The 25,455-nt window shown below is 58.6% G+C and carries 25 protein-coding genes and 1 tRNA gene; 17 read left to right on the top strand and 9 right to left on the bottom strand.

Annotated features, from left to right (window positions below; genetic code table 11):
- Nucleotides 1-451 precede the first annotated feature (451 nt).
- Nucleotides 452-859: a hypothetical protein gene (locus tag ACOQOY_RS19700; protein WP_420587019.1), complete on the top strand. Its 408-nt coding sequence runs from the start codon at nucleotides 452-454 to the stop codon at nucleotides 857-859.
- 10 nt (nucleotides 860-869) lie between these two features.
- Here the strand turns inward: ACOQOY_RS19700 and ACOQOY_RS19695 are convergent.
- The 4 genes from ACOQOY_RS19695 to pdxH form a co-directional block, all read right to left on the bottom strand.
- Nucleotides 870-946: transfer RNA gene (locus ACOQOY_RS19695), tRNA-Pro, on the bottom strand.
- A gap of 43 nt (nucleotides 947-989) precedes the next feature.
- Complete coding sequence (locus ACOQOY_RS19690) at nucleotides 990-1,457, bottom strand: DUF192 domain-containing protein (RefSeq protein ID WP_420587018.1); 468 nt, start codon at nucleotides 1,455-1,457, stop codon at nucleotides 990-992.
- Between the two features lie 6 nt (nucleotides 1,458-1,463).
- Nucleotides 1,464-1,970, bottom strand: a complete 507-nt coding sequence (locus ACOQOY_RS19685; RefSeq protein WP_420587281.1) for a cold-shock protein — start codon at nucleotides 1,968-1,970, stop codon at nucleotides 1,464-1,466.
- Nucleotides 1,971-2,112: 142 nt separating this feature from the next.
- The gene (gene pdxH / locus ACOQOY_RS19680) at nucleotides 2,113-2,718 is read right to left on the bottom strand and encodes a pyridoxamine 5'-phosphate oxidase (protein WP_420587017.1); all 606 of its coding nucleotides are present in this window, start codon (nucleotides 2,716-2,718) and stop codon (nucleotides 2,113-2,115) included.
- A 135-nt stretch (nucleotides 2,719-2,853) separates the two neighbouring features.
- Between pdxH and fabI the strand changes: the two genes are divergently transcribed.
- From fabI to trpE, 5 genes are all read left to right on the top strand, one after another.
- A complete protein-coding gene (gene fabI / locus ACOQOY_RS19675; RefSeq protein ID WP_420587016.1) occupies nucleotides 2,854-3,660 on the top strand; it encodes an enoyl-ACP reductase FabI in 807 nt (268 codons plus the stop codon).
- A 4-nt stretch (nucleotides 3,661-3,664) separates the two neighbouring features.
- Nucleotides 3,665-4,174, top strand: a complete 510-nt coding sequence (gpt, locus tag ACOQOY_RS19670) for a xanthine phosphoribosyltransferase (protein WP_420587015.1) — start codon at nucleotides 3,665-3,667, stop codon at nucleotides 4,172-4,174.
- Between the two features lie 27 nt (nucleotides 4,175-4,201).
- On the top strand, nucleotides 4,202-5,377 hold the full coding sequence (locus tag ACOQOY_RS19665; RefSeq protein ID WP_420587014.1) for an aminotransferase: 1,176 nt from the start codon (nucleotides 4,202-4,204) through the stop codon (nucleotides 5,375-5,377).
- Between the two features lie 78 nt (nucleotides 5,378-5,455).
- On the top strand, nucleotides 5,456-7,279 hold the full coding sequence (locus ACOQOY_RS19660; RefSeq protein WP_420587013.1) for a peptidyl-prolyl cis-trans isomerase: 1,824 nt from the start codon (nucleotides 5,456-5,458) through the stop codon (nucleotides 7,277-7,279).
- Nucleotides 7,280-7,291: 12 nt separating this feature from the next.
- Entirely contained in the window at nucleotides 7,292-8,803 is a 1,512-nt protein-coding gene (trpE, locus tag ACOQOY_RS19655) for an anthranilate synthase component I (RefSeq protein ID WP_420587012.1), read from the top strand.
- Between the two features lie 44 nt (nucleotides 8,804-8,847).
- Here the strand turns inward: trpE and ACOQOY_RS19650 are convergent, their stop codons facing one another.
- Nucleotides 8,848-10,290, bottom strand: a complete 1,443-nt coding sequence (locus ACOQOY_RS19650) for a divergent polysaccharide deacetylase family protein (protein WP_420587011.1) — start codon at nucleotides 10,288-10,290, stop codon at nucleotides 8,848-8,850.
- A 195-nt stretch (nucleotides 10,291-10,485) separates the two neighbouring features.
- Here ACOQOY_RS19650 and ACOQOY_RS19645 point away from each other — a divergent pair, with 195 nt between their 5' ends.
- The 6 genes from ACOQOY_RS19645 to lexA all read left to right on the top strand — a co-directional run bounded on the left by ACOQOY_RS19645 (nucleotide 10,486) and on the right by lexA (nucleotide 15,308).
- On the top strand, nucleotides 10,486-11,067 hold the full coding sequence (locus tag ACOQOY_RS19645) for an anthranilate synthase component II (RefSeq protein WP_420587010.1): 582 nt from the start codon (nucleotides 10,486-10,488) through the stop codon (nucleotides 11,065-11,067).
- Entirely contained in the window at nucleotides 11,064-12,083 is a 1,020-nt protein-coding gene (trpD, locus tag ACOQOY_RS19640; protein ID WP_420587009.1) for an anthranilate phosphoribosyltransferase, read from the top strand. The genes ACOQOY_RS19645 and trpD overlap by 4 nt, the downstream gene beginning before the upstream one ends.
- A complete protein-coding gene (trpC, locus tag ACOQOY_RS19635; RefSeq protein ID WP_420587008.1) occupies nucleotides 12,080-12,892 on the top strand; it encodes an indole-3-glycerol phosphate synthase TrpC in 813 nt (270 codons plus the stop codon). The genes trpD and trpC overlap by 4 nt, the downstream gene beginning before the upstream one ends.
- Nucleotides 12,892-13,365: a cyclic pyranopterin monophosphate synthase MoaC gene (gene moaC, locus ACOQOY_RS19630; protein WP_420587007.1), complete on the top strand. Its 474-nt coding sequence runs from the start codon at nucleotides 12,892-12,894 to the stop codon at nucleotides 13,363-13,365. Before trpC ends, moaC begins: the two co-directional genes overlap by 1 nt.
- A complete protein-coding gene (gene glp / locus ACOQOY_RS19625) occupies nucleotides 13,362-14,534 on the top strand; it encodes a gephyrin-like molybdotransferase Glp (RefSeq protein WP_420587006.1) in 1,173 nt (390 codons plus the stop codon). Before moaC ends, glp begins: the two co-directional genes overlap by 4 nt.
- Nucleotides 14,535-14,609: 75 nt before the next feature.
- Nucleotides 14,610-15,308, top strand: coding sequence for a transcriptional repressor LexA (gene lexA / locus ACOQOY_RS19620; RefSeq protein ID WP_420587005.1), 699 nt, complete (start codon nucleotides 14,610-14,612; stop codon nucleotides 15,306-15,308).
- Here the strand turns inward: lexA and ACOQOY_RS19615 are convergent.
- Nucleotides 15,302-17,353 (bottom strand): ComEC/Rec2 family competence protein, encoded by a 2,052-nt coding sequence (locus ACOQOY_RS19615; RefSeq protein ID WP_420587004.1) that lies wholly within the window; start codon nucleotides 17,351-17,353, stop codon nucleotides 15,302-15,304. The genes lexA and ACOQOY_RS19615 overlap by 7 nt on opposite strands.
- A 78-nt stretch (nucleotides 17,354-17,431) precedes the next feature.
- Here ACOQOY_RS19615 and gltX point away from each other — a divergent pair, with 78 nt between their 5' ends.
- Nucleotides 17,432-18,832 carry a glutamate--tRNA ligase gene (gltX, locus tag ACOQOY_RS19610; RefSeq protein ID WP_420587003.1) on the top strand — a complete coding sequence of 467 codons (1,401 nt, stop codon included), beginning with the start codon at nucleotides 17,432-17,434 and terminating at the stop codon, nucleotides 18,830-18,832.
- 121 nt (nucleotides 18,833-18,953) lie between these two features.
- Entirely contained in the window at nucleotides 18,954-20,249 is a 1,296-nt protein-coding gene (gltA, locus tag ACOQOY_RS19605) for a citrate synthase (protein ID WP_420587002.1), read from the top strand.
- Nucleotides 20,250-20,297: 48 nt separating this feature from the next.
- On the opposite strand, the gene ACOQOY_RS19600 is transcribed toward gltA, so the two are convergent.
- Complete coding sequence (locus ACOQOY_RS19600; protein WP_420587001.1) at nucleotides 20,298-21,362, bottom strand: PA0069 family radical SAM protein; 1,065 nt, start codon at nucleotides 21,360-21,362, stop codon at nucleotides 20,298-20,300.
- A 288-nt stretch (nucleotides 21,363-21,650) separates the two neighbouring features.
- Here ACOQOY_RS19600 and ACOQOY_RS19595 point away from each other — a divergent pair, with 288 nt between their 5' ends.
- Both ACOQOY_RS19595 and ACOQOY_RS19590 read left to right on the top strand, forming a co-directional pair.
- A complete protein-coding gene (locus ACOQOY_RS19595) occupies nucleotides 21,651-22,349 on the top strand; it encodes a corrinoid protein (RefSeq protein WP_420587000.1) in 699 nt (232 codons plus the stop codon).
- A gap of 87 nt (nucleotides 22,350-22,436) precedes the next feature.
- Nucleotides 22,437-23,096, top strand: coding sequence for a DUF1638 domain-containing protein (locus ACOQOY_RS19590; RefSeq protein ID WP_420586999.1), 660 nt, complete (start codon nucleotides 22,437-22,439; stop codon nucleotides 23,094-23,096).
- A gap of 12 nt (nucleotides 23,097-23,108) precedes the next feature.
- Here the strand turns inward: ACOQOY_RS19590 and ACOQOY_RS19585 are convergent, their stop codons facing one another.
- Nucleotides 23,109-23,519: a SufE family protein gene (locus tag ACOQOY_RS19585; RefSeq protein WP_420586998.1), complete on the bottom strand. Its 411-nt coding sequence runs from the start codon at nucleotides 23,517-23,519 to the stop codon at nucleotides 23,109-23,111.
- A 138-nt stretch (nucleotides 23,520-23,657) separates the two neighbouring features.
- Here ACOQOY_RS19585 and ACOQOY_RS19580 point away from each other — a divergent pair, with 138 nt between their 5' ends.
- Nucleotides 23,658-24,185 carry a hypothetical protein gene (locus tag ACOQOY_RS19580; protein ID WP_420586997.1) on the top strand — a complete coding sequence of 176 codons (528 nt, stop codon included), beginning with the start codon at nucleotides 23,658-23,660 and terminating at the stop codon, nucleotides 24,183-24,185.
- A 6-nt stretch (nucleotides 24,186-24,191) separates the two neighbouring features.
- Here ACOQOY_RS19580 and rnd read toward each other — a convergent pair whose 3' ends face one another.
- Nucleotides 24,192-25,349, bottom strand: coding sequence for a ribonuclease D (gene rnd, locus ACOQOY_RS19575; protein WP_420586996.1), 1,158 nt, complete (start codon nucleotides 25,347-25,349; stop codon nucleotides 24,192-24,194).
- Between the last annotated feature and the right edge of the window lie 106 nt (nucleotides 25,350-25,455).

Genomic DNA, 25,455 nt, shown 5'->3' with positions numbered 1-25,455 from the left:
TGCCTATGACAGCGCAGAACCGATCAAACGGTTGCACGTTCAAATGATGTGCTTTCCGACCCTCGCCCTGTGCCTTACTCTGGATTTGCTACCAGATTTAGTGGCACCACATTCGGCCCATACAACTTGACGTATTCACCCATACAACGTCAACGACCTTTTTCAGCCATTTTTGTAATCTTTTTTGTTGACCTGAAAGTTATCGAAACCCCTCGACCCCAGAAAACCGATTCCTCCACAGGTTCATCCACGGAGACCCATTCACGGGCCCGAGTTTACGCATCGGGATTAACTGTTTTTTTCAGCACAGTTATCGGCATTTCGTAAACCAGAGCTAAGATGGACGTGAAGAATCAGAATCAGCGAGGGGCCGACACTGTGCGTTGTATGCACTTGGCCGTTCAGATTGAGGGAGGTAAGGCGTATGTTGGTGTTCCGTATGCTCCCGGCAGTGGTGTTTGTCGCGGCCTGTACACCACAAGATGTGCCCCAGCCGTCCCGCAGCGCGCAGTTCGATGCCTTTCCGAAACGGCTGATCGACACGTTTGAGACGCAATGCGCGGGCCCGGGCGAGAAATTTGAAAGCATCGGGAATCGGGTTTTTCAATGCACCGAATTTCTGCCGCCCGAAACCACCGCCTTCCTGATTCTAAATTATGACGGCTACCCGCAGGACTTGCCCAAAAGCGTTATGCGCATGACCACAACAAAAAACACCGCCGGATATCGGGTGGACGCTGAACTGTATTTTAACGTGCCGCAGAAAACCGGTCAGGACGTTAAGGTTCCGGTGGAAAGTAAAACGCTCGATAAAGCGCTCAGTGCGCTCTATCAGCATATGGGTGGATCACCAACATAGTGGAGAGAAGTGGTCGGGGCGGCAGGATTCGAACCTACGACCCCCTGTACCCAAAACAGGTGCGCTACCAGACTGCGCCACGCCCCGGACCGTGCGCCTTCCTAACGATGCTGTTCTGATTTGAAAAGCCCTAACAGGGCCAAATTGCAGGACCTTGTGAAAAAACTTTGTGCTGCATCTCAGTGCCGGGGGAAATCAGGTAACGCGCGGCCAACCCGGCGTTGATTTCCAGAACGGCATAGATCGAATCGCCCCCTTCGATCAGGGACTCATCCCCCGGAATCGCGTTTTCATGCACATGAACAACGGTGCCTTCACGGTCCAGGAAAATGATATCCAGTGGAATCAGAGTATTCTTCATCCAGAACGCCACAGGCTGTGGTGGGTCGAACACAAATAACATGCCGGATCGCTGCGGCATCGTTTCACGGAACATCAAACCACGTGCGCGTTCTTGCGGGCTGATCGCCAGTTCAACGTTGAAACTGATCTGAGATTTGTCGTTGCGCAGATTGACCCGATCATCACGACACGCGGCAACAGCCTCACCAGTCCAAAGGACCATCAAACAAGCAATAGCCGCGCGCAGTCCGATCATTCCGGGTCAGTCGTCCAATGCAGATTCCCAGGCCAATACCTGAGCCGCCATACGCCCGCGCTTGCCGTCAATGACTCGCATCGCAAGAGCTTCGCCCGGTTGCAGATCGGCCAGACCGGAACGCCGCAGAACCTCAATATGCAGGAAGACATCTTCGCCACGCCCAAAGACGTTCGCAAAACCAAAGCCCTTGCCTTTGTCGAACCACTTCACCCGCGCCGCTTCTAACGGTGCCTGCGCAATCATCACCGGATCAAGCTCGGCAAAATCCGCCAGCAGCATTGAGTCGGCCCGCTCGGGCGGATCAATACTGACGACCTCAACCGCCTGAACACCACGGTCAGTGCGATGCGTCATGATCTCGATTCCGGCACCATCCGCGACCGAGCTTTGACCAAAGTTACGCAAGACGTTCACGTGCAACAGAATATCCGGGCCGCCTTCGTCAGACACAACAAATCCGTACCCCTTGGCGGGATCGAACCATTTTACGTGTCCACGAACGCGATACATATTGTTCAGATCTTCTGGCACGGTTTTCCCATCGCGAAAATTAACAATCCGTTAAGGGTCCGATGTGTATGGGAATGGCGCGCAAATTCAAGCTGAAAAAACCCTTTGGTTTCTGTGTGTTGCATTTCACGATACGCGAACGTCATGGATTCAACCTTTGCACTTGCCAAGCAGAGCCCACCTGATCCCGTCGCCACTGAAACCGGTCATGCAGGCGGAATGCCCCATCGGCCCAAAACTCGATCTCCAACGGTTCCAGCCTGTAACCGCCCCAAAACGGTGGCCGCGAAGGGTTAGGACCCTGTTTCGCCGTAACCTTTGCAACCTCTGCCATCAACGCAGCCCGGCTGCTGAGAGGCTGAGATTGCTTCGAGGCCCAGGCCCCTAAACGGCTTTTCAGCGAACGTGACGCGAAATATTCGTCTGCTTGCGGCCCGTCTTCTCGGGTGATTGTACCACGAACACGGATTTGTCGCCGCAATGATTTCCAATGAATCACAAAAGCCGCCTTGCCCGCACTGTCCAGCTCAGCCGCTTTGGCGCTTTCGTAGTTGGTATAAAAGACAAAAGCGCCTGCTTCGATTTCTTTCAAAAGCACCATGCGCACGTTCGGCAAACCGTCCGAATCCACGGTTGCCAGCGCAATCGCGTTCGGATCGTTCGGCTCGCTGTCTTTGGCGTCATCCAGCCACCGAGCCGCAATTTCAAACGGATCGGCCCCGGCGAATATGCCGTCGCGCTCAGTCATTTCCATCCCCCGGAAACCTTTGTTCACCACCCTAGGGCGAGAACCCGCCACGGGCAAGGGTTCGCGGCCTTGATGCAGCGCACCCAATGGCATAAACCAAGCCAACTTAACGCGAAGACAGGCGGAGAACCGAACATGTCAAATCAGTTGATGGCCGGAAAGCGCGGCCTCATCATGGGACTGGCCAATGATAAATCCATCGCATGGGGAATCGCCCGGGCTTTGTCCGAGGCCGGGGCCGAACTGGCCTTTTCCTATCAGGGCGATGCGCTGAAGAAACGGGTCGACCCGCTGGCCGCGCAACTGGGTAGTGAGATTGTTCTGCCTTGCGATGTGAGTGACGAGGCTTCGATTGACGCCCTGTTCACGTCGCTGGAAGAGAAATGGGGCAAGCTGGACTTTGTCGTTCACGCCATTGGTTTCTCTGACAAGAACGAACTGCGCGGTCGTTACGTCGACACCAGCCGTGCGAATTTCAAACTGACCATGGACGTGTCTGTCTATTCCTTCACGGCAGTGATGCAGCGCGCCGAAAAGATGATGTCAGAAGGCGGCAGCGCTGTCACCCTGACCTATTACGGTGCCGAGCAAGTGATGCCACACTATAATGTGATGGGTGTCGCCAAAGCCGCGCTTGAGGCGTCGGTGAAATATCTGGCCGAGGATTTGGGCAAGGATGGTATCCGCGTGAACTCGATCTCGGCCGGTCCGATCAAAACGCTGGCCGCCAGCGGCATCGGCGACTTCCGCTATATCATGAAGTGGAACGAGTATAACTCGCCCCTGCGCCGCAACGTGACCATCGACGATGTGGGCAATTCGGCTCTGTACCTGCTGTCCGATCTCAGCAGCGGCGTCACGGGTGAGAACCTGCACGTGGATTCGGGCTATCACATCGTCGGCATGAAAGCCGTCGACGCCCCAGACGTTGAAAAAGGTTAAGACCATGAGCGCCAAGGACCGCCTGCCCCACGAAAAAGGCTTTCACATCAGCTGGGACCAGATTCACCGCGACTCGCGTGCTTTGGCGTGGCGCCTGGACGGTCAGGGCCCTGACGACGGCGCGTGGCGCGCCGTTGTTGCGATCACTCGCGGCGGCATGGCTCCGGCGATGATCGTCAGCCGCGAATTGGACATTCGCACCGTGGATACGATCAGCGTGCGTTCTTACCATCATCAGGAACAGGGCAAAGCTGAAGTTCTCAAAGCCCCAGACGCCGATCTGATGGGCGATGGCGAAGGCGTTCTGATCATCGACGATCTGGTCGACAGCGGCAAAACGTTGGAACTGGTGCGCGACATGTACCCCAAGGCGCATTTCGCGACCGTCTACGCCAAACCCAAGGGCCGTCCGATGGTGGATACTTTCATCACTGAGGTCAGTCAGGACACCTGGATCTTCTTCCCCTGGGATATGGCACTGCAATATGTCGAGCCCTATCGCGGCACCGACTGATACTCAGCGCAAAATCTAGGACCACGTATGACCCGGACCCGCACCGCCGCCACCTTCGCACCTCCGGTGATGGAGGCGCGGCGTTGGCTGGAAGGCGTGAACTTTCCTGAAGATCGGCCGCTGATCAACGTCAGTCAGGCCGCTCCGGTCGATCCACCGCCACTGGCGTTGCGGGAAGCGATGGCAGAGTTCGCCATTAACGAAGATCATGCGCACCTTTACGGGCCGGTTCTTGGCAACCCCGAGCTACGCGCTGAACTGGCAGCTCAGATCGGCTCTCACTACGACGCAAATGTTGCGCCAGATCAGGTTGCGATCACTTCCGGTTGCAATCAGGCCTTCGCCGCTGCGATATCGGCCATTACCGATGAAGGGGATGAGGTCATCCTGCCAACCCCATGGTATTTCAATCATAAAATGTGGCTGGACATGACGGGGGTGCGCGCTGTCGATCTGAAAACCAACGACCACCTATTGCCTGATGTGGACACCGCCCGCGCGCTGATCACTGAAAAGACCCGTGCCATCGCATTGGTGACGCCGAACAATCCCGGCGGCGTGGAATACCCGGCAGAGCTTGTCCGGGCCTTCTATGATCTGGCGCGCGAAACCGGACTGCGCCTGCTGGTCGATGAGACCTATCGAGATTTCGACAGCCGCAGCTGCCCTCCGCATGAACTGTTTCAGCAACCGGGCTGGGACGAGACGCTGGTTCACCTGTATTCCTTTTCCAAAGCCTATCGCCTGACCGGCCACCGCGTTGGCGCAATCGCGACCCACCCTGATCTGCTGTCCGAGATTGAGAAATTCCTCGACACCGTTGCGATTTGTCCCGGTCAAATCGGCCAGTTTGCGGCCCACTGGGGCTTGCAGAACCTGTCTCAGTGGGTGGCAGGCGAGCGCGACGAAATCCTTGATCGCCGCGCCGCGATACAGGAACAGGTCCCGCGTCTGAAGGATAAGGGCTGGCGCCTGTTGGGGCTGGGCGCGTATTTCGCCTATTTTGAGCATCCGTTCGACATTCCCTCGGATGAATTGGCCCGCAGATTGGTGCCCGAGGCCGGTGTTCTGCTGCTTCCCGGCACGATGTTCATGCCCAAAGGCGATCCGGCTGGAAAACGTCAGGTCCGCATCGCTTTTGCCAACCTCGACCGCGCGGGAATCGCCCAATTGTTCGACCGCTTGCACTCCCTGTCCTTCTGAGCTTGCCCCCCGGCGGTGTGCGTCGTATTCAGGGCCGCAACCGACAGGGCAGTTTTTGCCACAGAATAAGAGGGCACCATGGCCGCAGGCATGAAAAACCTATCGAAGACCTTTGTCTGGATTCTCATGGGCCTATTGATGCTGGGCCTTGCGGGCTTTGGCGCAACCAGCCTGACCGGCACCGTGCGGACCGTCGCGCAGGTCGGCAACGAAGATATCTCGATCAACGAGTATGTCCGCGAGTTGCAGCGCGAAATCCGCGCCGTCGAACAACAGACCGGTCAGCCACTGCAAATCTCGCAGGCACATGAATTCGGGCTGGATCAACTGGCCCTCTCGCGCCTGACCGCTCTGGCCGCGCTGGACAACGAAGTTGCTGAGCTGGGTATCTCGATCGGGGACGAAAACCTGCAAAAAGAGATAGTCGCTATCCCTGCGTTTCAAGGCGTCAACGGCACATTTGACCGCGAAGCCTATCAGTTTCAGCTGGATCAGGTCGGCATGACCGATACTGAGTTCGAATCGGACCTGCGCAAGGAATCCGCGCGCACCATCGTTCAGAATGCCGTGGTCAGCGGTGTCGAGATGCCAGCGACCCTGACTCAGGTGCTGACCGACTATGTCGGCGCGCGCCGCAGCTTTACCGTTGCCACCGTCGGGCCGGACGCCCTGCCCGCGCCGGTTGCTGCGCCCACGGATGACCAAATCCAGACATATTACGATGAGAACCAGGATCAGTTTACCCTGCCCCGCACCAAGCAGTTGACCTATGCCATCCTGTCTCCCGAAATGCTGTTGGACAGCGTTGAGGTCGATGAAGAGACAGTGCGCCGTCTCTATGATCAGCGCGCCTCAGAGTTCTATCAACCCGAACGCCGTCTGGTTGAGCGCCTGACCTACCCGAACCAGGAAGCCGCAGAAAGCGCCAAAGCGCAGCTTGAGGTTGGCGGCACCACGTTTGAACAGCTGGTCCGTGACCGTCAGCTGGAACTCAGCGATATCGACCTTGGTGATGTGACCCGCGAAGATTTGGGCGAGGCTGCTGATGCCGTTTTTGCCGCTGATCTGGACACTGTCGTCGGACCACTGCCGTCGACCTTCGGCCCCGCGCTGTTCCGCATCAACGGCTCGCTGGCGGAAAACAACACGCCGTTTGAGGATGCCGAGCCTGCCCTGCGTGAGGAACTGGCCGCCGAACGCGCCCGCCGTCAAATCGAGGCACAGGCTGAAGACATCAACGACCTGCTGGCCGGTGGCACCACGCTGGAAGAGCTGGTCGGTGAAACCGAGATGGAACTGGGCCTGATCGACTGGACCCGTCAGAGCGACGATGGCGTCGCCGCTTATGACGGCTTCCGCTCAGCCGCCGAAGCTGTAAACGAAGGTGACTTCCCCGAGGTTGCGTTCCTTGAAGATGGCTCGATCTTTGCGCTGCGTCTGAACGAAGTTCTGCCCCGTCGCCCCGAACCTCTGGAAACCGCACGTGAACGGGTGGCTGCGGCGTGGACTCAGGCGGAAACCAACAAAGCGCTTGAAGAACAGGCCGCTTCCGTTCTGGAAAGCCTGAACGCCGACAGCGATTTCACCGAAACGGGCCTGCCTTTCCGTGTGGAAAACGCCCTGACCCGCACCGCGTTTCTTGACGATGTGCCGACCGAGTTCATGACTCAGGTGTTCGAGATGGAGCCCGGTGAGCTGCGCGTTATTCCCGGTGCCGGCTCCGCCTTTATCGTGCGTTTGGACGAGTTGCTGCCACCCGCCGAAACCGACGAACTGCGTCAGGCGCAGCTGAATCAGGCGCTGGCACAGAACATCTTTGACGCCTACGTGCGCGACGCGCAGACCCGCGCCCGCCCTGTGATTGACCAACGCGCGCTGAACGCCGTGCAGTCGAGCTATTAAAAGAGACCGAAAATGGCACTGACCCCCGAGTTCGACAGTTTCGCGCGTGCCTATGAGGCAGGCGAAAATCAGGTCGTTTACACGCGGCTTGCAGCCGATCTGGACACGCCTGTCTCGCTGATGCTCAAGCTGACGGGCGCGCAGAAAGACGCCTTCATGCTGGAATCCGTGACCGGAGGCGAGGTGCGTGGGCGCTATTCGATCATCGGGATGAAGCCGGACCTGATCTGGCGTTGCCGGGGTGAGACGTCCGAGCTGAACCGTTCAGCACGGTTTGATACCGAAGCGTTCGAGCCGCAGGACGGCAACCCGATGGACAATCTGCGCGAACTGCTAGCCGAAAGCCGCATCGCGCTGCCCGACGACCTGCCTCAGGCCGCTGCCGGGCTGTTCGGCTATCTGGGCTATGACATGGTGCGGCTGGTGGAATATCTTCCGGATGTGAACCCGGATCCGCTGGGCTTGCCGGATGCGATCATGCTGCGCCCCTCGGTCATCGCCGTTTTGGACGGCGTGAAGGGTGAAGTCACAGTCGTTTCCCCCGCCTGGGTCGCCGAGGGTCAGTCGGCCAAAGCCGCTTATGCGCAGGCCGCAGAACGCGTTATGGATGCGGTGCGTGATCTGGAACGCGCCATGCCTGCCGAAACCCGCGATCTGGGCGACGCATCCGAGGTCGCACCTCCGGTGTCGAATTTTACCAAATCCGGCTACATGGAAGCGGTTGAGAAGGCCAAGGAATACATCCGCGCGGGCGATATCTTTCAGGTCGTCCCGGCGCAGCGCTGGACGCAGGATTTTCCGCAACCTCCGTTTGCGCTCTATCGGTCCTTGCGGCGCACGAACCCGTCGCCGTTCATGTTCTATTTCAATTTCGGCGGCTTTCAGGTCGTGGGTGCCAGCCCCGAGATTCTCGTGCGTGTCTTTGGGGATGAGGTGACGATCCGTCCTATCGCCGGCACCCGCCCGCGCGGTGCGACGCCCGAAGAAGACAAGGCCAACGAGGTCGATTTGCTGGCCGACAAGAAAGAACTGGCCGAGCATCTGATGCTGCTGGATCTGGGTCGTAACGACACAGGTCGTGTCGCCAAGATCGGTACCGTGCGTCCGACTGAAGAGTTCATAATCGAACGCTACAGCCACGTTATGCACATCGTCTCGAACGTGGTCGGAGAACTGGCCGAAGACAAGGACGCGCTGGATGCGTTCTTTGCCGGGATGCCTGCCGGTACCGTCTCGGGCGCGCCGAAAGTGCGCGCGATGGAGATCATCGACGAGCTAGAGCCCGAAAAGCGCGGCGTTTACGGCGGTGGTGTGGGCTATTTCAGCGCTGGCGGCGACATGGATATGTGCATTGCCTTGCGGACGGCGATTGTGAAGGATCAGAAGCTCTATATTCAGGCCGGTGGCGGCGTCGTATACGACAGCGACCCCGAATACGAATATATGGAGACCGTTCACAAATCGAACGCCATCCGGCGTGCGGCCGCAGACGCGGCGCGGTTTACTGGTACAGGTAACAGCTAAAAAATGGGTTGCCCCGCATGGGCATCCCATCTTGCCTTCAGATTTTACTGAACTTCTTTCATCATCACGGCCGAGATCGGGGCCATGGCGACCCGACCACCGCGATCCTCAAGCCCCCATAGCAGCAAGGCCGAGATTGTGTCTGGGCGCAGACGGCCCAGCATCACCACAGTGCCTTCCTGCCCGGCCCGGAATGCGGCCTGATCCAGAAAACGGCGCATGATCTTGGGGTCCTGCCGCGCACCGTCAATGTCTCGGAAGATCACACCTGACGGCACCCCGTTGCGGGCGGCCAGCTTTTGCACGGTGTTGAGGCCATTGTCTTGCGTGATCAACCCGCGTCCGGTTCCAGCGGCAATGGCGGCCACCTGATCGGCCAATTTGCGGTTGCCCTGAATCCCGGACTGCACACCTTCGAGGATACCAACCGTTTCCGGCAGAGTTTCCAGCCAGACGGCCAAAGAAACTTCGGCATCCTGCGCGCTGGCGGCTTCGGGCAGGTCTGCCATAGCCAGAACCTCGAAACCCGCATCGCGATGGCGCGCCATCTTTTCCACCGCCTCAGGGTCAGACGGGCTGACGGCGATGCTCAGCGGATAAGGAAAATCCCTGAGCGCTTCGGCCCCGAATGCGCCTTCGTCGTCAATCAGAATGATCGACATCAGCGGCTTGGCTTCTGGGTTGTCGAAAACAGCGGCATATGCCTCGATCGGTTTACCCAAAGCAACCGGGGTCGCGGTGTCCGTGGGTGTTTCGGGCGCATCATCCCGCTCGGTCAGAGGGACAACACGGGTGCCAACGGTGCGGTTTTCTGCGCCCTCATCCGCTGCTCCGATCTGCGGTACAGATGCAATGCGGGGAAGTTTGCGCGGCGCAGTATCCTCATCACCTTCAACGGCAATAGGGCTGTCTTCAAAGGGGTTTTCTTCAACTTCCTCTTCCAGCGCGGCCACTTCGGTATTTGGCTCGGGCGCTGGTTCGGGCTGTGGAATGGCTTCTGTGACCGGTGCAGGCTGCGGTTCGGCGGAAGGCTCCGGTTGCGGTGCCGGAACATCCAAAGACACCTCGGGCAGAACCTCAACATTCGGCGTTTCCTGCTCCAACGGCGGTGCTTGCGGCGCAACCGGCGCTACTGCGGACACTGAGACTTCGGACGCTTCGACATTGGTGGGTGCGCTGACCTCAACCGAATTGTCCTGAATCTCCGGTAGCGAATCTGGCTGGATCTCAACATCCGCCAATTCAGCCAAAGTGTCTGTCTGATCTTCCGACGATTCCGGAGTTGTAGGTGCCAGCTCCACCAAGTCCGCATCGCCGACGGCATCCGTCGCCTCGGCTTGCACCTCTGGGATTTCAGCCGGTTTAGGTTCAGCTACGGCGACCACAACATTTGGCTTGCTATTCAGAGGCAAAGTCAGGGACAACGCGGCCCCCAAGCCCAGGACAACACCTGTGCCCACGATCATACCACTGACAAATCCGCTCATTACTATCGCCTCTCGTCTTAGTCCTGCTTCGATCGCATGTACGCCGTCTGATGCGGCATTCACTTACCGCAGCGCAAGGAACGGGATGTCCTCTTGACGCTGCCGCGCAAGCCTGAGCATGTATGTGCCAACATTATATCGCGGCTCGGGGCTGTATCGCCAGCCCGAAATGCCCAATACGAGACAAGTGCCCAAATGCTGCTGCTGATCGACAACTACGACTCGTTTACATACAATCTGGTCCACTATTTAGGCGAACTTGGCGCCGAGATGGTCATTCGGCGGAATGACGCCTTGGATGTGCAGGAAGCCATGGCCATGAACCCATCAGGCATCCTTCTTAGCCCCGGCCCCTGCGACCCGGATCAGGCTGGAATCTGCCTTGCTCTGACCGAAGCGGCAGCTGAGACGAAGATACCCCTTCTGGGTGTGTGCCTCGGCCACCAAACCATTGGGCAGGCCTTTGGTGGTGACGTCATCCGCTGTCACGAGATCGTGCACGGTAAGATGGGTACGATGAAGCACACCGGCAAAGGCGTATTTGCAGGGCTGCCATCGCCATTCGAGGCGACCCGCTATCACTCGTTGGTGGTTGACCGCGCCACCCTGCCCGACTGCCTTGAGATTACGGCCGAGTTGGAAGACGGCACCATCATGGGCCTGCAACACAAAGAATTGCCCATTCACGGCGTGCAATTTCACCCCGAATCCATTGCATCCGAGCATGGTCACGCCCTGCTCAAGAACTTCCTGTCCGAGATGAAAGTCCCCGCATGAGCGACGCTCTGAAACCGCTGATCGGAGCAGCCGCCGACCGGCCTTTGACCCGTGCCGAAGCCGAGCAGGCCTTTGCCATCCTGTTCGACGGCGAAGCCACGCCCAGCCAGATTGGCGGCTTGCTGATGGCGATGCGCACCCGTGGTGAAACGGTCGACGAATACGCAGCCGCCGCCGCTGTGATGCGCGCCAAATGCAACGCGGTCAAAGCGCCCGCTGGCGCGATGGACATCGTCGGCACCGGAGGGGACGGGAAAGGCACGCTGAACATCTCGACCGCCACAGCCTTTGTGGTTGCAGGTGCCGGGGTGACCGTGGCCAAGCACGGCAACCGCAATCTCAGCTCGAAATCCGGGGCGGCGGACGCTCTGGGGCAGTTGGGAATCAACGTAATGGTTGGCCCGGACGTGGTTGAAAACGCTTTGAATGAGGTCGGTATCGGCTTCATGATGGCCCCGATGCATCACCCGGCCATCGCCCATGTCATGCCGTCCCGGCAAGAACTTGGGACCCGCACGATTTTCAACATCCTTGGCCCCCTGACCAACCCCGCAGGCGTTAAACGCCAGCTGACCGGCGCGTTCAGTCGGGACCTGATCCGACCCATGGCGGAAACGCTGGGTCTGCTTGGATCGGATCGCGCGTGGCTTGTGCATGGTTCGGACGGCACCGATGAACTGACCATAACCGGCATCAGCTGGGTGGCCGCACTTGAGGATGGCATGGTTAAAGAGGTCGAACTGCATCCAGAAGATGCGGGTCTGCCGATACATCCCTTCGAAGATATCCTCGGCGGCACGCCCGAAGAAAACGCGGTCGCCTTCCGCGCATTGCTGGACGGTGAACCGTCCGCCTATCGCGACGCGGTTCTGTTGAATGCCGCGGCAGCGCTGGTTGTTGCTGATGCCGCCAGCGACCTCAAGGACGGGGTCGCCAAAGCCGTCGAAAGCATCGACAGCGGGAAAGCCAAAGAAAAAATCGCCGCATTGGCCCGAAAGACTCAGGAGGCCGCATGACAGAGACGGTACTGGACAGAATCAAAGCCTATAAGCTGGAAGAAGTCGCATTCGACAAGACGCAGAAGTCCTTGGAAACGCTGGAAAGTGAGGCGCGGCAGGCCTCAGAGGTGCGCGGCTTTGCCAACGCACTGCATTCGGCTACACGCAAAGGATACGGCCTGATCGCAGAGGTCAAGAAAGCCAGCCCGTCCAAAGGTTTGATCCGCCCGGATTTCGATCCGCCAGCGCTGGCCAAAGCCTATGAGGACGGAGGCGCAACATGCCTGTCCGTGCTGACTGACACGCCCAGTTTTCAGGGCGCAAAAGAATATCTGGCCGCAGCGCGCGCCGCGACGTCGCTGCCTGCACTGCGTAAGGATTTCATGTACGACCCTTATCAGGTGGTCGAAGCCCGTGCCTTGGGTGCGGATTGCATTCTGATCATTATGGCTTCGGTCGAAGATGGTCAGGCGGCGGAACTGGAACAAACCGCATTTGACTGGGGCATGGATGTTCTTATCGAAGTTCATGATGAGGCCGAGTTAGAGCGTGCAACCCATCTGAAAAGCCCTCTGCTTGGGATAAACAACCGTAATCTCAAGACCTTCGAGACCACACTTGATACGACCCGGCGTCTGTCAAAATTGGTACCCGAGGACCGGACCATCGTGTGCGAAAGCGGTTTGAACTCTCCTGAAGATCTGGCCGATATCGCCCGCTATGGCGCGCGGTGCTTCCTGATTGGTGAAAGCCTGATGCGACAGGATGACGTCACCGCCGCAACACAGCACATCCTTTCAAACCCCCTGATCCCCGGAGTGATGTGATGCCGCTGACCCATTTTGATGCTCAGGGACAGGCGCATATGGTCGATGTCTCGGAAAAGGCCGTCACAGACCGCGTGGCGGTGGCCGCCGCATACATCAAGATGGCACCAGAAACCTTTGATTTAATTTCAGAAGGCCGCGCCAAAAAGGGGGACGTTCTGGGTGTTGCACGTCTTGCGGGCATTATGGGGGCAAAAAAGACGCCTGACCTGATCCCACTGTGCCACCCGTTGCCGGTGACAAAGGTCGCCGTTGAACTGACACTGGACCCCGAGCTTCCCGGCGTTCAGATTGAGGCTACGGTCAAAACTTCGGGACAGACCGGGGTTGAGATGGAGGCGCTTACAGCGGCCTCAACCGCAGCCCTGACGGTCTATGACATGACCAAAGCGGTCGACAAAGCGATGGAGATCGGCGGCATTCGAGTTTTGCTGAAAGACGGCGGAAAATCAGGCCGTTACGAGGCGCAATGATTACCGTAGAAGAGGCGCGCGCGCTGCTGTTTGACCTCGTTTCGCCTCTTGCGTCAGAAGAGGTCCCGTTGACCGACGCCGCAGGCCGAGTACTGGCTCGGGATGTCAGTGCAACAAGAGATCAGCCGCCCTTCGCGGCCTCGTCCATGGATGGATACGCCCTGAAGTCGGCCGAGGTCGAGCTGCATGCCATGTTCAAGGTCATCGGCGAATCTGCGGCCGGACGACGGTTCGAAGGGAGAGTCGGTGCCGGTCAGGCCGTGCGGATCTTCACAGGTGCGCCGATCCCTGAGGGCGCTGATTTCGTTGTCATTCAAGAGGATACGGACCGGCGCGGTGATCTGATCACTATTACCGAAGAGCCCGGACCAAAAACCAACATCCGTCCGGCGGGCATCGACTTTACCGCTGGCACAACGATCCAAGCACCGCGCATCATACGTCCCGAAGATGTCGCGTTAATGGCCGCGATGAATATCCCGACCGTACCTGTTGCGCGCAAACCCGTGGTAGCCCTGATCTCAACCGGCGACGAACTGGTGATGCCCGGCGACGAACCCGGCCCCGACCAGATTATCGCCTCAAACACGTTTGGTCTGAAAGCGATGCTGGAAAGCGCGGGCGCGCAGGTCCGTATTCTTCCAATCGCTAAGGATACTGTCGCCTCGCTTGAAGCCGCGTTCGGCCTCGCCGCGGGGGCCGATCTGGTGGTGACGATCGGCGGTGCCTCGGTTGGAGAATATGATCTGGTTGCCGATGTGTCTCAAGCCTTGGGGATGGAGCGGTCATTCTACAAAATCCGCATGCGACCAGGCAAACCGCTTATGGCCGGTCGATTGGGTCAGACGGCGATGGTCGGATTGCCGGGAAACCCTGTCAGCGCAATGGTTTGCGGGTATTTATTCTTGCTCCCCATGGTGCGCCGGATGCTTGGAATTGAACAGGTTCTGATGCCGTTCCAACGGGCTCAGCTGGCCGAACCCATCGACAAGAACGGACCGCGGGAACACTACATGCGCGCTGTCCTAAGCGAAGACGGTATTCGCGCCTGCGCCGATCAGGACAGTTCGTTGCTTAGTGTTCTGGCGCAAGCCAACGCTCTTTTGGTGCGCGACCCCCATGATCCGGCCCGCGCCAAGGGGGACGAGGTTCTGTACCTGCCGATCTGAGCGCTCAAATCCATTGACACAAAACGTGAACATGCGTAGAACAAAAGAAAACGCATGACCGACGAGGTGTGAGCAATGCTGACCAAAAAACAGTTGGATTTGTTGGAATTCATCCACAAACGCGTTCAGGCGGATGGGGTTCCACCCAGTTTCGATGAAATGAAGGCCGCCCTGGATTTGCGATCCAAATCCGGCATCCACCGCCTGATTACCGCTTTGGAAGAACGCGGGTTTATTCGCCGTCTGGCACATCGTGCCCGGGCGATCGAGATCGTAAAGCTGCCGGAAAGTCTGGGCGGTGAGCCTACGGCCGCATTCAAGCCGCGCGTGATCGACGGGGACAAGCCCGAAGGCCCGCGCCCTGCCAATTTTGAACCGGTTACCGTAGACGCACTAGAGCTACCTGTGATGGGCCGCATTGCGGCTGGCGTGCCGATTGAGGCGATCAGCCACGTGTCGCATCGTGTGGCGGTGCCGGGCAGCATGGTATCGGGCAAAGGCGAACATTACGCGCTTGAAGTACGCGGGGATTCGATGATCGACGCAGGCATCAATGACGGTGACGTTGTGGTGATCCGTGAGACCCGGGTCGCTGACAATGGCGATATCGTCGTCGCGCTGGTCGAAGATCAGGAAGCCACGCTGAAACGCTTTTTCCGCCGGGGCAACGCCATCGCGCTGGAGGCGGCAAACCCAGCCTACGAAACCCGCGTTCTGCCCGAAGACAAGGTCAAAGTTCAGGGGCGGTTGGTCGGATTGATCCGCAGCTATTGACCCCGCTTAGCTCTGTGGTTCGCGGCCAGTGCCGGGGACCACAACCTGTGTCCGATGGCTGCTCGGCTGGTTCTTATTTTGCCCTCGGACAAAGCCAGACTGCCGGTCTGTGTCAATCGGTCGAGGTCGAACACTCCGCACTCTCCTTTCAAACTTAATGCGACCGAGGACACAACGATCTGATCCTCTTTGCATTCCGTAAACCCCGCTGCCGCGCGTTTGCCGGTGATATGCACCAGCTCTTTACCCCGCCAGACATTACGGCGGACACCGTTTGCCTGTTGCGGCCAGCGGCCAGCCGCTGTGGCCTGATCCACGCCGTCGCCGTCATTCTCGAGCCACACTGTCGCAACGAACCCGCTGCCTTTTTCCTTGCTCAGCGCGCGGCCATCTTCGGTCATGATGCCCACAAGCCCGCCGGAGTCGGCGATCAAAACCTCGGGTCGGCTTCCCTGCCCCCAGAGCAGAAAGGACGCCACGACAGGAACAAGTCCCACCCATTTCGCATGCCCCTTCCACAACGCCAGCCACACAGCGCCTAGGGCAAACATCGGCAGCACATATGACGGCGGGCTGGAGACGTAACCCTGTGCGCCGTCCAACTTGGACACACGGTCCGAAACGAACAGAATCCAATCCAGCCCTATACCCATGACGTGCAGCGCTGTTGCCTCCAACCCGACGGTCGCCAGCACCGCAGCCACAAAGGCGGCAGGGACAACGATTGTTCCCATCACAGGAACCGACAGCATGTTGGCCAGTAACCCATAGTGGGACATGGTGTTGAAATGAGCCGCCCCAATCGGCGCGGTCGCCAGTCCGGCGATAGCAGATGACATCAGCAAGCCTGCCACAGGCTTCACCCATTTCGGGCCGGGCAGCGGTCCATAGTCCCGTAACGCTCCAAACACCGCGACAAGCGCGGTGGTGGCTGCAAAAGACATCTGAAAGCCCGGGCTTAACAGGGATTCAGGGCGCAGAATCAGTACGATCAGCGCCGCCACAGCAACAGCGCGGAGCGATATTGCACGACGGTCAATCAGAATTGCCCCAAGCATGACGCTGGCCATCACAAAGGCCCGTTCCGTGGCGACGTTCCCCCCCGAAAGCATCAAATAAATCACAGCTGCAATCAGCGCCCCAACCGCCGCCAGTTTGCGAACAGGCAGGCGCAGCGCGACGAACGGGATGGCTGATAGACCTACCCGGAACACCAGAAACACGAAGCCGGTCAAAAGCCCCATATGCAGGCCCGATATCGCCAGCAGATGCGCAAGATTCGAGGCGCGCAGGGATTTCAGGGTCTCCTGCCCCATTCCACTGCGGTCTCCGGTCGTGACAGCCGCCGCGAAACCGCCTGTTTCACCGGGCAGAATCGCCCGCACCCGGTCCGAGATCGCCATGCGCCACGCCGTGATCCGCACTCCTTCGGTCGCGGCGTCAGGCGGTGCAACGGTCATCACCGGCACCCGGGTATAGCCAACAGCACCCAAGCGTTGAAACCAAGCGTGACGGCGAAAATCGAACCCACCCGGCTCGACCGGTCCTTGGGGCGGAGACAAATGCCCTGTTGTCATGACCCTCTGCCCAGGGACCAATGGACTGTCCCCGCCATGCAGGGAAAGCCGGACGCGCTGCGGTCGGCGGTCATCGGGTACATCCTCTAGACGCACCCGGTCCAGCGTCACCCGCAACGCGTCCGACGCAGAGCGATCTATGGCAACGACCCGCCCCTCGATCGGGCCGTAGTAACGCCATGACAAGACCGGCTCCGCGACCGAATGGGCGCGCGCGCCAGCCAGAACAAACCCGGCGGCAATCAGCGCAATCCCCATTGCCAACGCAGCCCATCCTGTACGCGCCCGGCGTCCGATCAGGGCCAGAACCGCGGCCAAGACCAGCAAGCAGACATAGACCGGCCCTCCCGGTTCAAACCGAAGACTAAAGTACAGACCAATCCCAATCGCCAGACACACCGGAGACCACTGAAACAAATAGCCCGTCTGGTTCAGCAATGCGGCCTCGACCCGTGCCAGAACACGCATGGTTGCCCCCGTCCTTCCGGCTCGTTAGACAGACGCAAATCTATGCCCGCCACGGTTACTAAAAGGTTAATCACCCCCATGTCCGATCAGGTCGTCACCCGTTTCGCCCCTTCGCCTACTGGTTTTCTGCACATTGGCGGCGCGCGCACCGCTCTGTTCAACTGGCTTTATGCCCGCGGACGTGGCGGCAAGTTCCTGCTGCGGATCGAGGACACCGACCGCGAGCGCTCGACCCCCGAGGCGACAGCAGCGATTCTGCAAGGTATGGCGTGGCTGGGCCTGGATCACGATGGCGATGTGATCAGCCAGTTTGAGGGCGCTGCGCGTCACGCCGAGGTCGCGCATCAGCTGCTGGCCGAGGGCAAGGCGTACAAGTGTTTCGCCACTCAGGATGAAATCGCCGCATTCCGTGAACAGGCCAAGGCAGAGGGCAAATCGACCTTGTTCCGCAGCCCATGGCGCGACGCGGACCCGTCGACCCACCCGGATGCGCCTTTTGTGATCCGCATCAAGGCCCCGCAGGACGGCGCGACCGTGATCCGCGATCAGGTGCAGGGTGATGTGACCATTCGCAACGATCAGCTGGACGACATGATTCTGCTGCGTTCGGACGGAACACCCGTTTACATGCTGGCCGTGGTGGTGGACGACCATGACATGGGCGTCACGCATGTGATCAGGGGCGATGACCATCTGAACAACGCCGCCCGCCAGATGATGATCTACGAGGCAATGGGCTGGGACGTGCCGGTCTGGGCACATATCCCGCTGATTCACGGCCCCGACGGCAAGAAACTGTCGAAACGCCACGGTGCATTGGGTGCTCAGGAGTATCAGGCCATGGGGTACCCCGCCGCTGGTATGCGAAACTATCTGGCGCGGCTGGGCTGGAGCCATGGCGACGATGAGTTCTTTACCGACGAACAGGCCAAGGAATGGTTCGATCTGGGTGGAATTGGCAAAAGCCCTGCCCGTTTTGACCTGAAAAAGCTGGAAAACCTCTGCGGTCAGCATATCGCGATCGCCGATGACGCCGCACTGCGGCAGGAAATCCAAGCCTATCTGGCCGCCGCAGAACTGCCCGCGTTGACCGAGACACAATCCGGTGATCTTGAACGCGCGATGTATTGCTTGAAAGATCGCGCCCGAACTTTCCCGGAACTGCTTGAAAAAGCTCACTTTGCGTTGGCATCCCGACCGATTGAGCCGGATGAAAAAGCAACTAAGGCGCTACAAACTGCATCCGATGGTATACTGAATGAATTGACGCCGCACGTGCAAAATGCTAGCTGGACGCGGAACGAACTGGAGGAAGCCCTCAACACCTTTGCTGAGGAGAAGGGTATCAAGTTCGGCAAACTGGCTGGCCCCCTGCGGGCAGCATTGGCAGGCCGGGCAGTAACACCTTCGGTGTTTGACATGATGCTTGTGCTGGGGCGCGATGAAACCCTGGCGCGGCTTTCCGACGCAGCAAATTAGTCCTGACTTCATATTCAGGTAACGCTGCTTCGCTATGACCCGGTCAGCACTTTGGTGCATGACCGGATGACAGCAGGGCCGGACACTCAACCGGCGTGCACCTGAATGAGGAAGGGACAAGATGACCGACAACAAAAAACCAGCCACTCTGACTGTTCATGGTGAAACCTATGAGTTGCCGGTTTATTCGCCGACCGCAGGACCCGACGTAATTGATATCCGCAAGCTGTACGGTCAGGCGGGTGTGTTCACATACGATCCGGGCTTTACCTCAACCGCCAGCTGCGACAGCACAATCACCTATATCGACGGTGAAAAAGGCGAGCTGCTGCACCGGGGGTACCCGATTGATCAGCTGGCTGAGAAATCGCACTTCCTCGAAGTCTGCTACCTGCTGCTGTACGGAGAGCTGCCGGCCGCCAAGGATCTGGAAAAGTTCGAAACCACGATCACCCGTCACACCATGCTGCACGAGCAGATGCAGTATTTCTATCGTGGCTTCCGCCGTGACGCGCACCCCATGGCGATCATGGTCGGTGTGGTTGGCGCGATGTCGGCCTTCTATCACGACTCTACCGATATCTCGGACCCACATCAGCGTGAGGTCGCCTCGCACCGCCTGATCGCAAAAATGCCGACTATTGCGGCATGGGCCTTCAAGTACCACACCGGCCAGCCCTTCGTGTATCCGCGCAATGATCTGGACTATGCGTCGAACTTCCTGCGCATGTGCTTCAGCGTTCCGGCCGAAGAATATGAGGTCAACCCGATCCTCAGCCGTGCGATGGACCGTATCTTTACCCTGCACGCAGATCACGAGCAGAACGCCTCGACCTCGACCGTGCGTCTGGCGTCGTCTTCGGGCGCGAACCCGTTCGCCTGTATCGCCGCTGGTATCGCCTGTCTGTGGGGTCCGGCGCATGGTGGTGCCAACCAGGCGTGTCTGGAGATGCTGGAAGAAATCGGCACCGTTGACCGTATTCCTGAATTCATCGCCCGCGCCAAGGACAAGAACGATCCGTTCCGCCTGATGGGCTTTGGCCACCGCGTCTACAAGAACTTCGATCCGCGCGCCAAGGTGATGAAGCAATCGGCAGACGAAGTGTTGGATCTACTGGGCATCGACGACAATCCAAAGCTTCAGGTCGCCAAGGAACTGGAACGCGAAGCGCTGGAAGACCCGTATTTCGCCGAGAAGAAACTGTTCCCGAACGTGGACTTCTATTCGGGCATCATCCTTGAGGCGATGGGCTTCCCCACCTCGATGTTCACCCCGATCTTTGCGCTGTCGCGCACCGTGGGTTGGGTCAGCCAGTGGAAAGAGATGATCGCCGATCCGCAGAACAAGATCGGCCGTCCGCGTCAGCTGTATCTGGGTGAGACGACGCGCGACTATGTGGATATCGAAAAGCGCTGATCACCGTGACCAATCAAAAAAGCCCCGGACCAAAATCCGGGGCTTTTCTTATAACAGGGTCAACTGATCGCCGATCTGGGTTGGGCGTTCAAACAGGTCGCATCTCAGCTGCGGCGTTCTTGTCGCAAGACCCAGCCGTTTCACCGCCAGTTGGAACCGTTTGGCAATCAGCCCCGCATATTCACCTTCTCCCCGCATACGATGCCCCCAACGTGGGTCATAATCCCTGCCGCCGTGCATCTCACGCAGCTTGGACATGATTTTGTCAGCGCGGGCAGGTTCATGATCCCGAACCCAGCCCTGCCAGAGCTCCGACACCTCGCGCGGCAGGCGCAGCATGATCCAACTGGCCGCATCCGCCCCGGCCTCGGCACCCGCCTCAAGCAGGTTTTCCAGTTCATGATCCGTCAATCCTGGCACCACCGGAGAGGTCATGACCCGCACTGGCACCCCTGCCCCGGTCAGGCGCCGGATAATAGCCAGCCGCCGTTGCGGAGACGGCGCGCGCGGCTCCATCCTGCGGGACAGGTCAGCGTCTAATGTGGTCAAGGAAATCCCGACCCGCACCAACCCCTTTTCCGCCATCGGAGCCAGAATATCCACGTCGCGTTCGATCAGCGCCCCCTTGGTGACAATGCCGATGGGGTGGTTGAATTCTTGCAGAACGGACAAGCAGCCCCTTGTTATACCGCGCACTTTCTCAATCGGTTGATACGGGTCTGTGTTCGTACCCAAGGCAATGGTCGCCACTTTGTACCCCTTGGACGACAACTCTTTGCGCAGGACCTGTGGCGCATTTGGACGTGCGATCAGACGGGTCTCAAAGTCCAAGCCCGGGGACAGCCCTAGATACGCGTGGGACGGGCGCGCGAAACAATAGACACACCCATGCTCGCATCCGCGATACGGGTTGATCGAACGGTCAAATGGCAGATCAGGCGAGCGGTTATAATTGATGACACTGCGCGCGACCTCATCCCGGACATCCGTGCGCAGAGGTGGCAGGTCCTCTTCGATATCCCAGCCATCATCGCAGGCAACAGTTTCGAATTGCTCGAACCGTCCCGCTGAGTTGGTCGTGGCCCCTCGGCCTTTGACGTTTGGGATTTTCACTTTTGTTCGCCTTATGTTCTTGCGCTAGATATAAGGAACACCGGGTGATGGGGCAACCACCCAAAGACAATTCAAATATTTGCGTGCAAACCGTCGCAGCAGAACCTGTTGAATAAAATGAACGATCATCATGCAGAATTTTCTATCGAGCGCCGGGAAAATCTGGCCTATAGGTCGGTCCCGAAACCACTGAGGTCGCAATCGTCACAGTCAAACTGCGACGTTTTGGCCAAAACGGGAAAAATGCCACCACGGACCGATGGTCCGCACAGCTCAGGGAAACGCCCCATGTCTGAAGAAGACGACATCGTCCTGTCCGAACTGAATGACGACGAACTTGTCGAACAGATGTTCGACGATCTTTATGACGGCCTGAAGGAAGAGATCGAAGAAGGTGTGAACATCCTGCTGGAACGCGGATGGGCCCCTTACGACATCCTGACCAAAGCTCTGGTCGGCGGCATGACGATCGTTGGCCACGACTTCCGCGACGGCATCCTGTTCGTGCCTGAGGTTTTGCTGGCCGCCAATGCGATGAAGGGTGGTATGTTCATCCTGAAGCCGCTGCTGGCCGAAACCGGTGCTCCGCGCGTCGGCAAGATGGTTATCGGCACCGTGAAGGGCGACATCCATGACATCGGCAAGAACCTTGTGTCGATGATGATGGAAGGCGCAGGCTTTGAGGTTGTCGATATCGGCATCAACAACCCTGTCGAAAACTACCTGGAAGCGCTGGAAACCGAACAGCCCGACATTCTCGGCATGTCGGCCCTGCTGACCACGACAATGCCATACATGAAGGTCGTGATCGACACATTGGTCGAACAAGGCCTGCGCGAAGACTATATCGTTCTGGTGGGCGGCGCGCCTTTGAACGAAGAATTCGGCAAAGCCATCGGCGCAGACGCCTATTGCCGTGACGCGGCTGTGGCAGTTGAAACAGCCAAAGATTTTGTGTCGCGCAAGCATAACCAACTGGCCGGCTAACCGGACACATAGATTGTTCAGGGGCCGTCCGGTAATCGGGCGGCCCTTTTTGGTTTCACCCACAGAACAAATTCAAAGAGGCACTCAATGCAGCCGGATCACCTGCCAGACGATGCCAGCCTGACCACCAAAGGATACGAGTCCGATACGCAGGGCCAAATCCTGCTGCTGGCCTGTGGCGCCCTCGCCCGCGAGATTCTGGATTTAAAGAGGCGCAACGGCTGGGATCATATGGCTCTGACATGTTTGCCTGCGATTCTGCATATTCACCCAGAGAAAATAACTCAGGCCGTTCAGGATGCCGTCGCCAAGCACCGCGATGATTATGACCAGATCTATGTCGTCTATGCGGATTGCGGCACCGGTGGGTTGCTGCAAAAAGCGTGCGAGGAGCTTGGGGTCGAGATGGTGAAGGGCCCGCATTGCTATTCCTTCTTCGAAGGAAATCAAGCGTTTGAGGCGCGCGGCGAAGACGAAACCACAGCCTTTTACCTGACCGATTTTCTGGCCCGACAGTTCGACGCTTTCGTTTGGAAACCTCTGGGTCTGGATCGCCACCCAGAGCTGCGCGACATGTACTTCGGCAATTACACTAAGCTGATCTATCAGGCACAGATCGACGATCCCGATCTGACGGCCCGCGCCCGCGACTGCGCCGAGAAAATGGGGCTGGAGTTCGAGCGCCGCTTTACCGGCTATGGCGATCTGGAAACCACGCTAACGGATTGGGCCAACCGCAAACCATAAGCGAAAAGCGTATCAGGCGTTTTCCTGTGCGACGTCACGGATACGCTCGATCATCGCCCGCAATCCGTTCGACCGCTGCGCCGACAGGTGGTCGTTCAGCCCCAAACGCGCCAGCTCTCCGCCTGCATCAACTTTGGGAACCTCACTGACCGGCAGACCGTTATACAGGGACCGCAGCACCGCGATTAGCCCGCGCACGATCAGCGCGTCGCTGTCGCCGTCGAACCGAAAAACTCCGCTTTCAATGATCGGATGCAACCAGACCTGACTGGCACAGCCATTGACCTTGGTGGCCGGAACCTTGAGCGCATCGTCCAGAGGCTCCATCGCTTTGCCCTGGTCGATGACATGGCGGTACCGGTCTTCCCAGTCCTCCAGAAACTCGAAGTCTTCGACGATTTCTTCAAAGGCAGGCGTGGCCATGTGCGGCAGTCCTTTCGTTGCATTCACAATTGTGAACTATGCCGCGGAACCGGGCCTGTCCACCCCCCTGCGTGGCTTTTCAAAAGCAGGAAATTGCGATAACCCATTGCTGGAATTACTGATGTGGACGTGGGGACCATGAAAAAATCATTTACCGTTCTTTTGGTTGCCACACTTGGCCTGACCGCCTGTAGCGGCTGGCGCGAGTCCCGAGTGAACCCGTCCAACTGGTTCGGATCCAGCACTCCGGCGGCGCCAACCGAAACGGCGGCTTACGACCCCAACGCCCTTGTACCCGAGCAAACCGAAGGCGGAGGTCTCTTCACCCGCCCCGAGGCCGAAGACACCAGTGTTCCGATTGCGCGTATTGATGAGCTGCGGATCGACCCGACGCCCGCAGGGGCGATCGTATATGTCTCAGGCACCGCCGCCCGCCAAGGCGCGTATAACGCGCAGCTTGTGCCAGTAGAAAGCGAAGAGAATCAGAAGAACGGCGTTCTGGAGTTCACCTTCCGCGTCAACTATCCCAATCGTGCAACCAATCAGGGGACTGAACGGTCGCGGATGGTGTCGGACGCCATCAACGTCAGTCGGGACGATCTGCAAAGCGTCCGTCTGGTGCGGGTAACGGGTCAGCAGAACGCGCTGGAATCGCGACGTCGTTGAGGCAGCTTACAGCGACACGACCTTGACCGTCTGGCCCTTTGCGGCCAACGCGATCTTGCCTTCACAGAGTTTCAGCGCGTCCTCACCAAACACTTCAAACCGCCAACCGGACATCGCGGGCAGTTCCCGCTCGCCTGCGGCGATCTGATCCAACTCCGAGCTGGTGGCGATCAGCTTGGCCGCCACACCCGAGCTTTCGGTTTTCGATTTCAACAGCACCCGCAACAGATCGGCCAGCGCAGGGTTCACCTTTAGCTTGTCTCGGCTGGTGTCGACGCGCGGTAACTCATCGGCGGGACAGTTCACGCCTTTCTTGACGGCGGCCAAAATCCCATCAGCAATCGCTCCCTTGCGCGCCTCGCGCAGCAACAGGCGCGCCCCCCCCAGATCGGATGGCGATTTTGGCTTGGTCGAGGCCAACTCGATCAGCGCGTCATCCTTGAACACCCGGCTGCGGGGAACGTTGTTTTGTTGCGCATAGCCCTCACGGAACTTCGCAAGTTCCCGCACCACGGCGAGGAATTTGGCCGAGTTCGTCCGCGTTTTCACACGTTTCCACGCGTCTTCGGGGCGAATGTCATAGGTCTCGGACTGGGTCAGCGTCCGCAGCTCTTCGGCCACCCAATGGCTGCGCTGCGTCTTCTTCAGCTGGGCCGCGAGATGTTCGTAAATCTGGCGCAGATGAGTTACGTCCGCTAAGGCATAGGTCTTTTGCGCTTCGGACAAGGGCCGCCGGGACCAGTCGGTAAAGCGCGAGGTCTTGTCGACCCCCTGCTTGCAAATCTTGCGCACAAGCGTCTCATACCCGACCTGTTCACCGAAGCCACAGACCATGGCTGCAACCTGAGTGTCGAACAGTGGCTTGGGAAAGACACCCGCCTCGACCCAGAAAATCTCAAGGTCCTGACGGGCAGCGTGGAAGACCTTGACCACTTTCTCATTTTTGAACAGCTCATACAGCGGGTCCAAAGACAAACCGTCAGCCAGCGGATCGACCAGAACGGCGCTGTCCTCTGTTTCGGACGGAACCGCCAACTGCACAAGGCAGAGTTTGGAATAGTAAGTCCGTTCGCGCAGAAACTCGGTATCTACGGTGACATAGTCATATTCCGCCGCGGCCTTGCAGAAATCGGCCAGCTCTTGCGTCGTTGTCAGGGTTTTCATGCGCCGTGCTGTTCTTGCTCTTGTTTTATTCGGCCGATCGTCTTGTCCGTACCTGGCCGTAGTGCAGACCATAGGCCGATTATGACACGCCTGTAAATCTCCCTGA

Origin of the sequence: Ruegeria sp., assembly GCF_965221235.1 — a bacterium.
Taxonomy (GTDB): domain Bacteria; phylum Pseudomonadota; class Alphaproteobacteria; order Rhodobacterales; family Rhodobacteraceae; genus Ruegeria.
The sequence above is the reverse complement of the archived record's forward strand: the minus strand, read 5'-3'. Positions and strand labels throughout refer to the sequence as shown.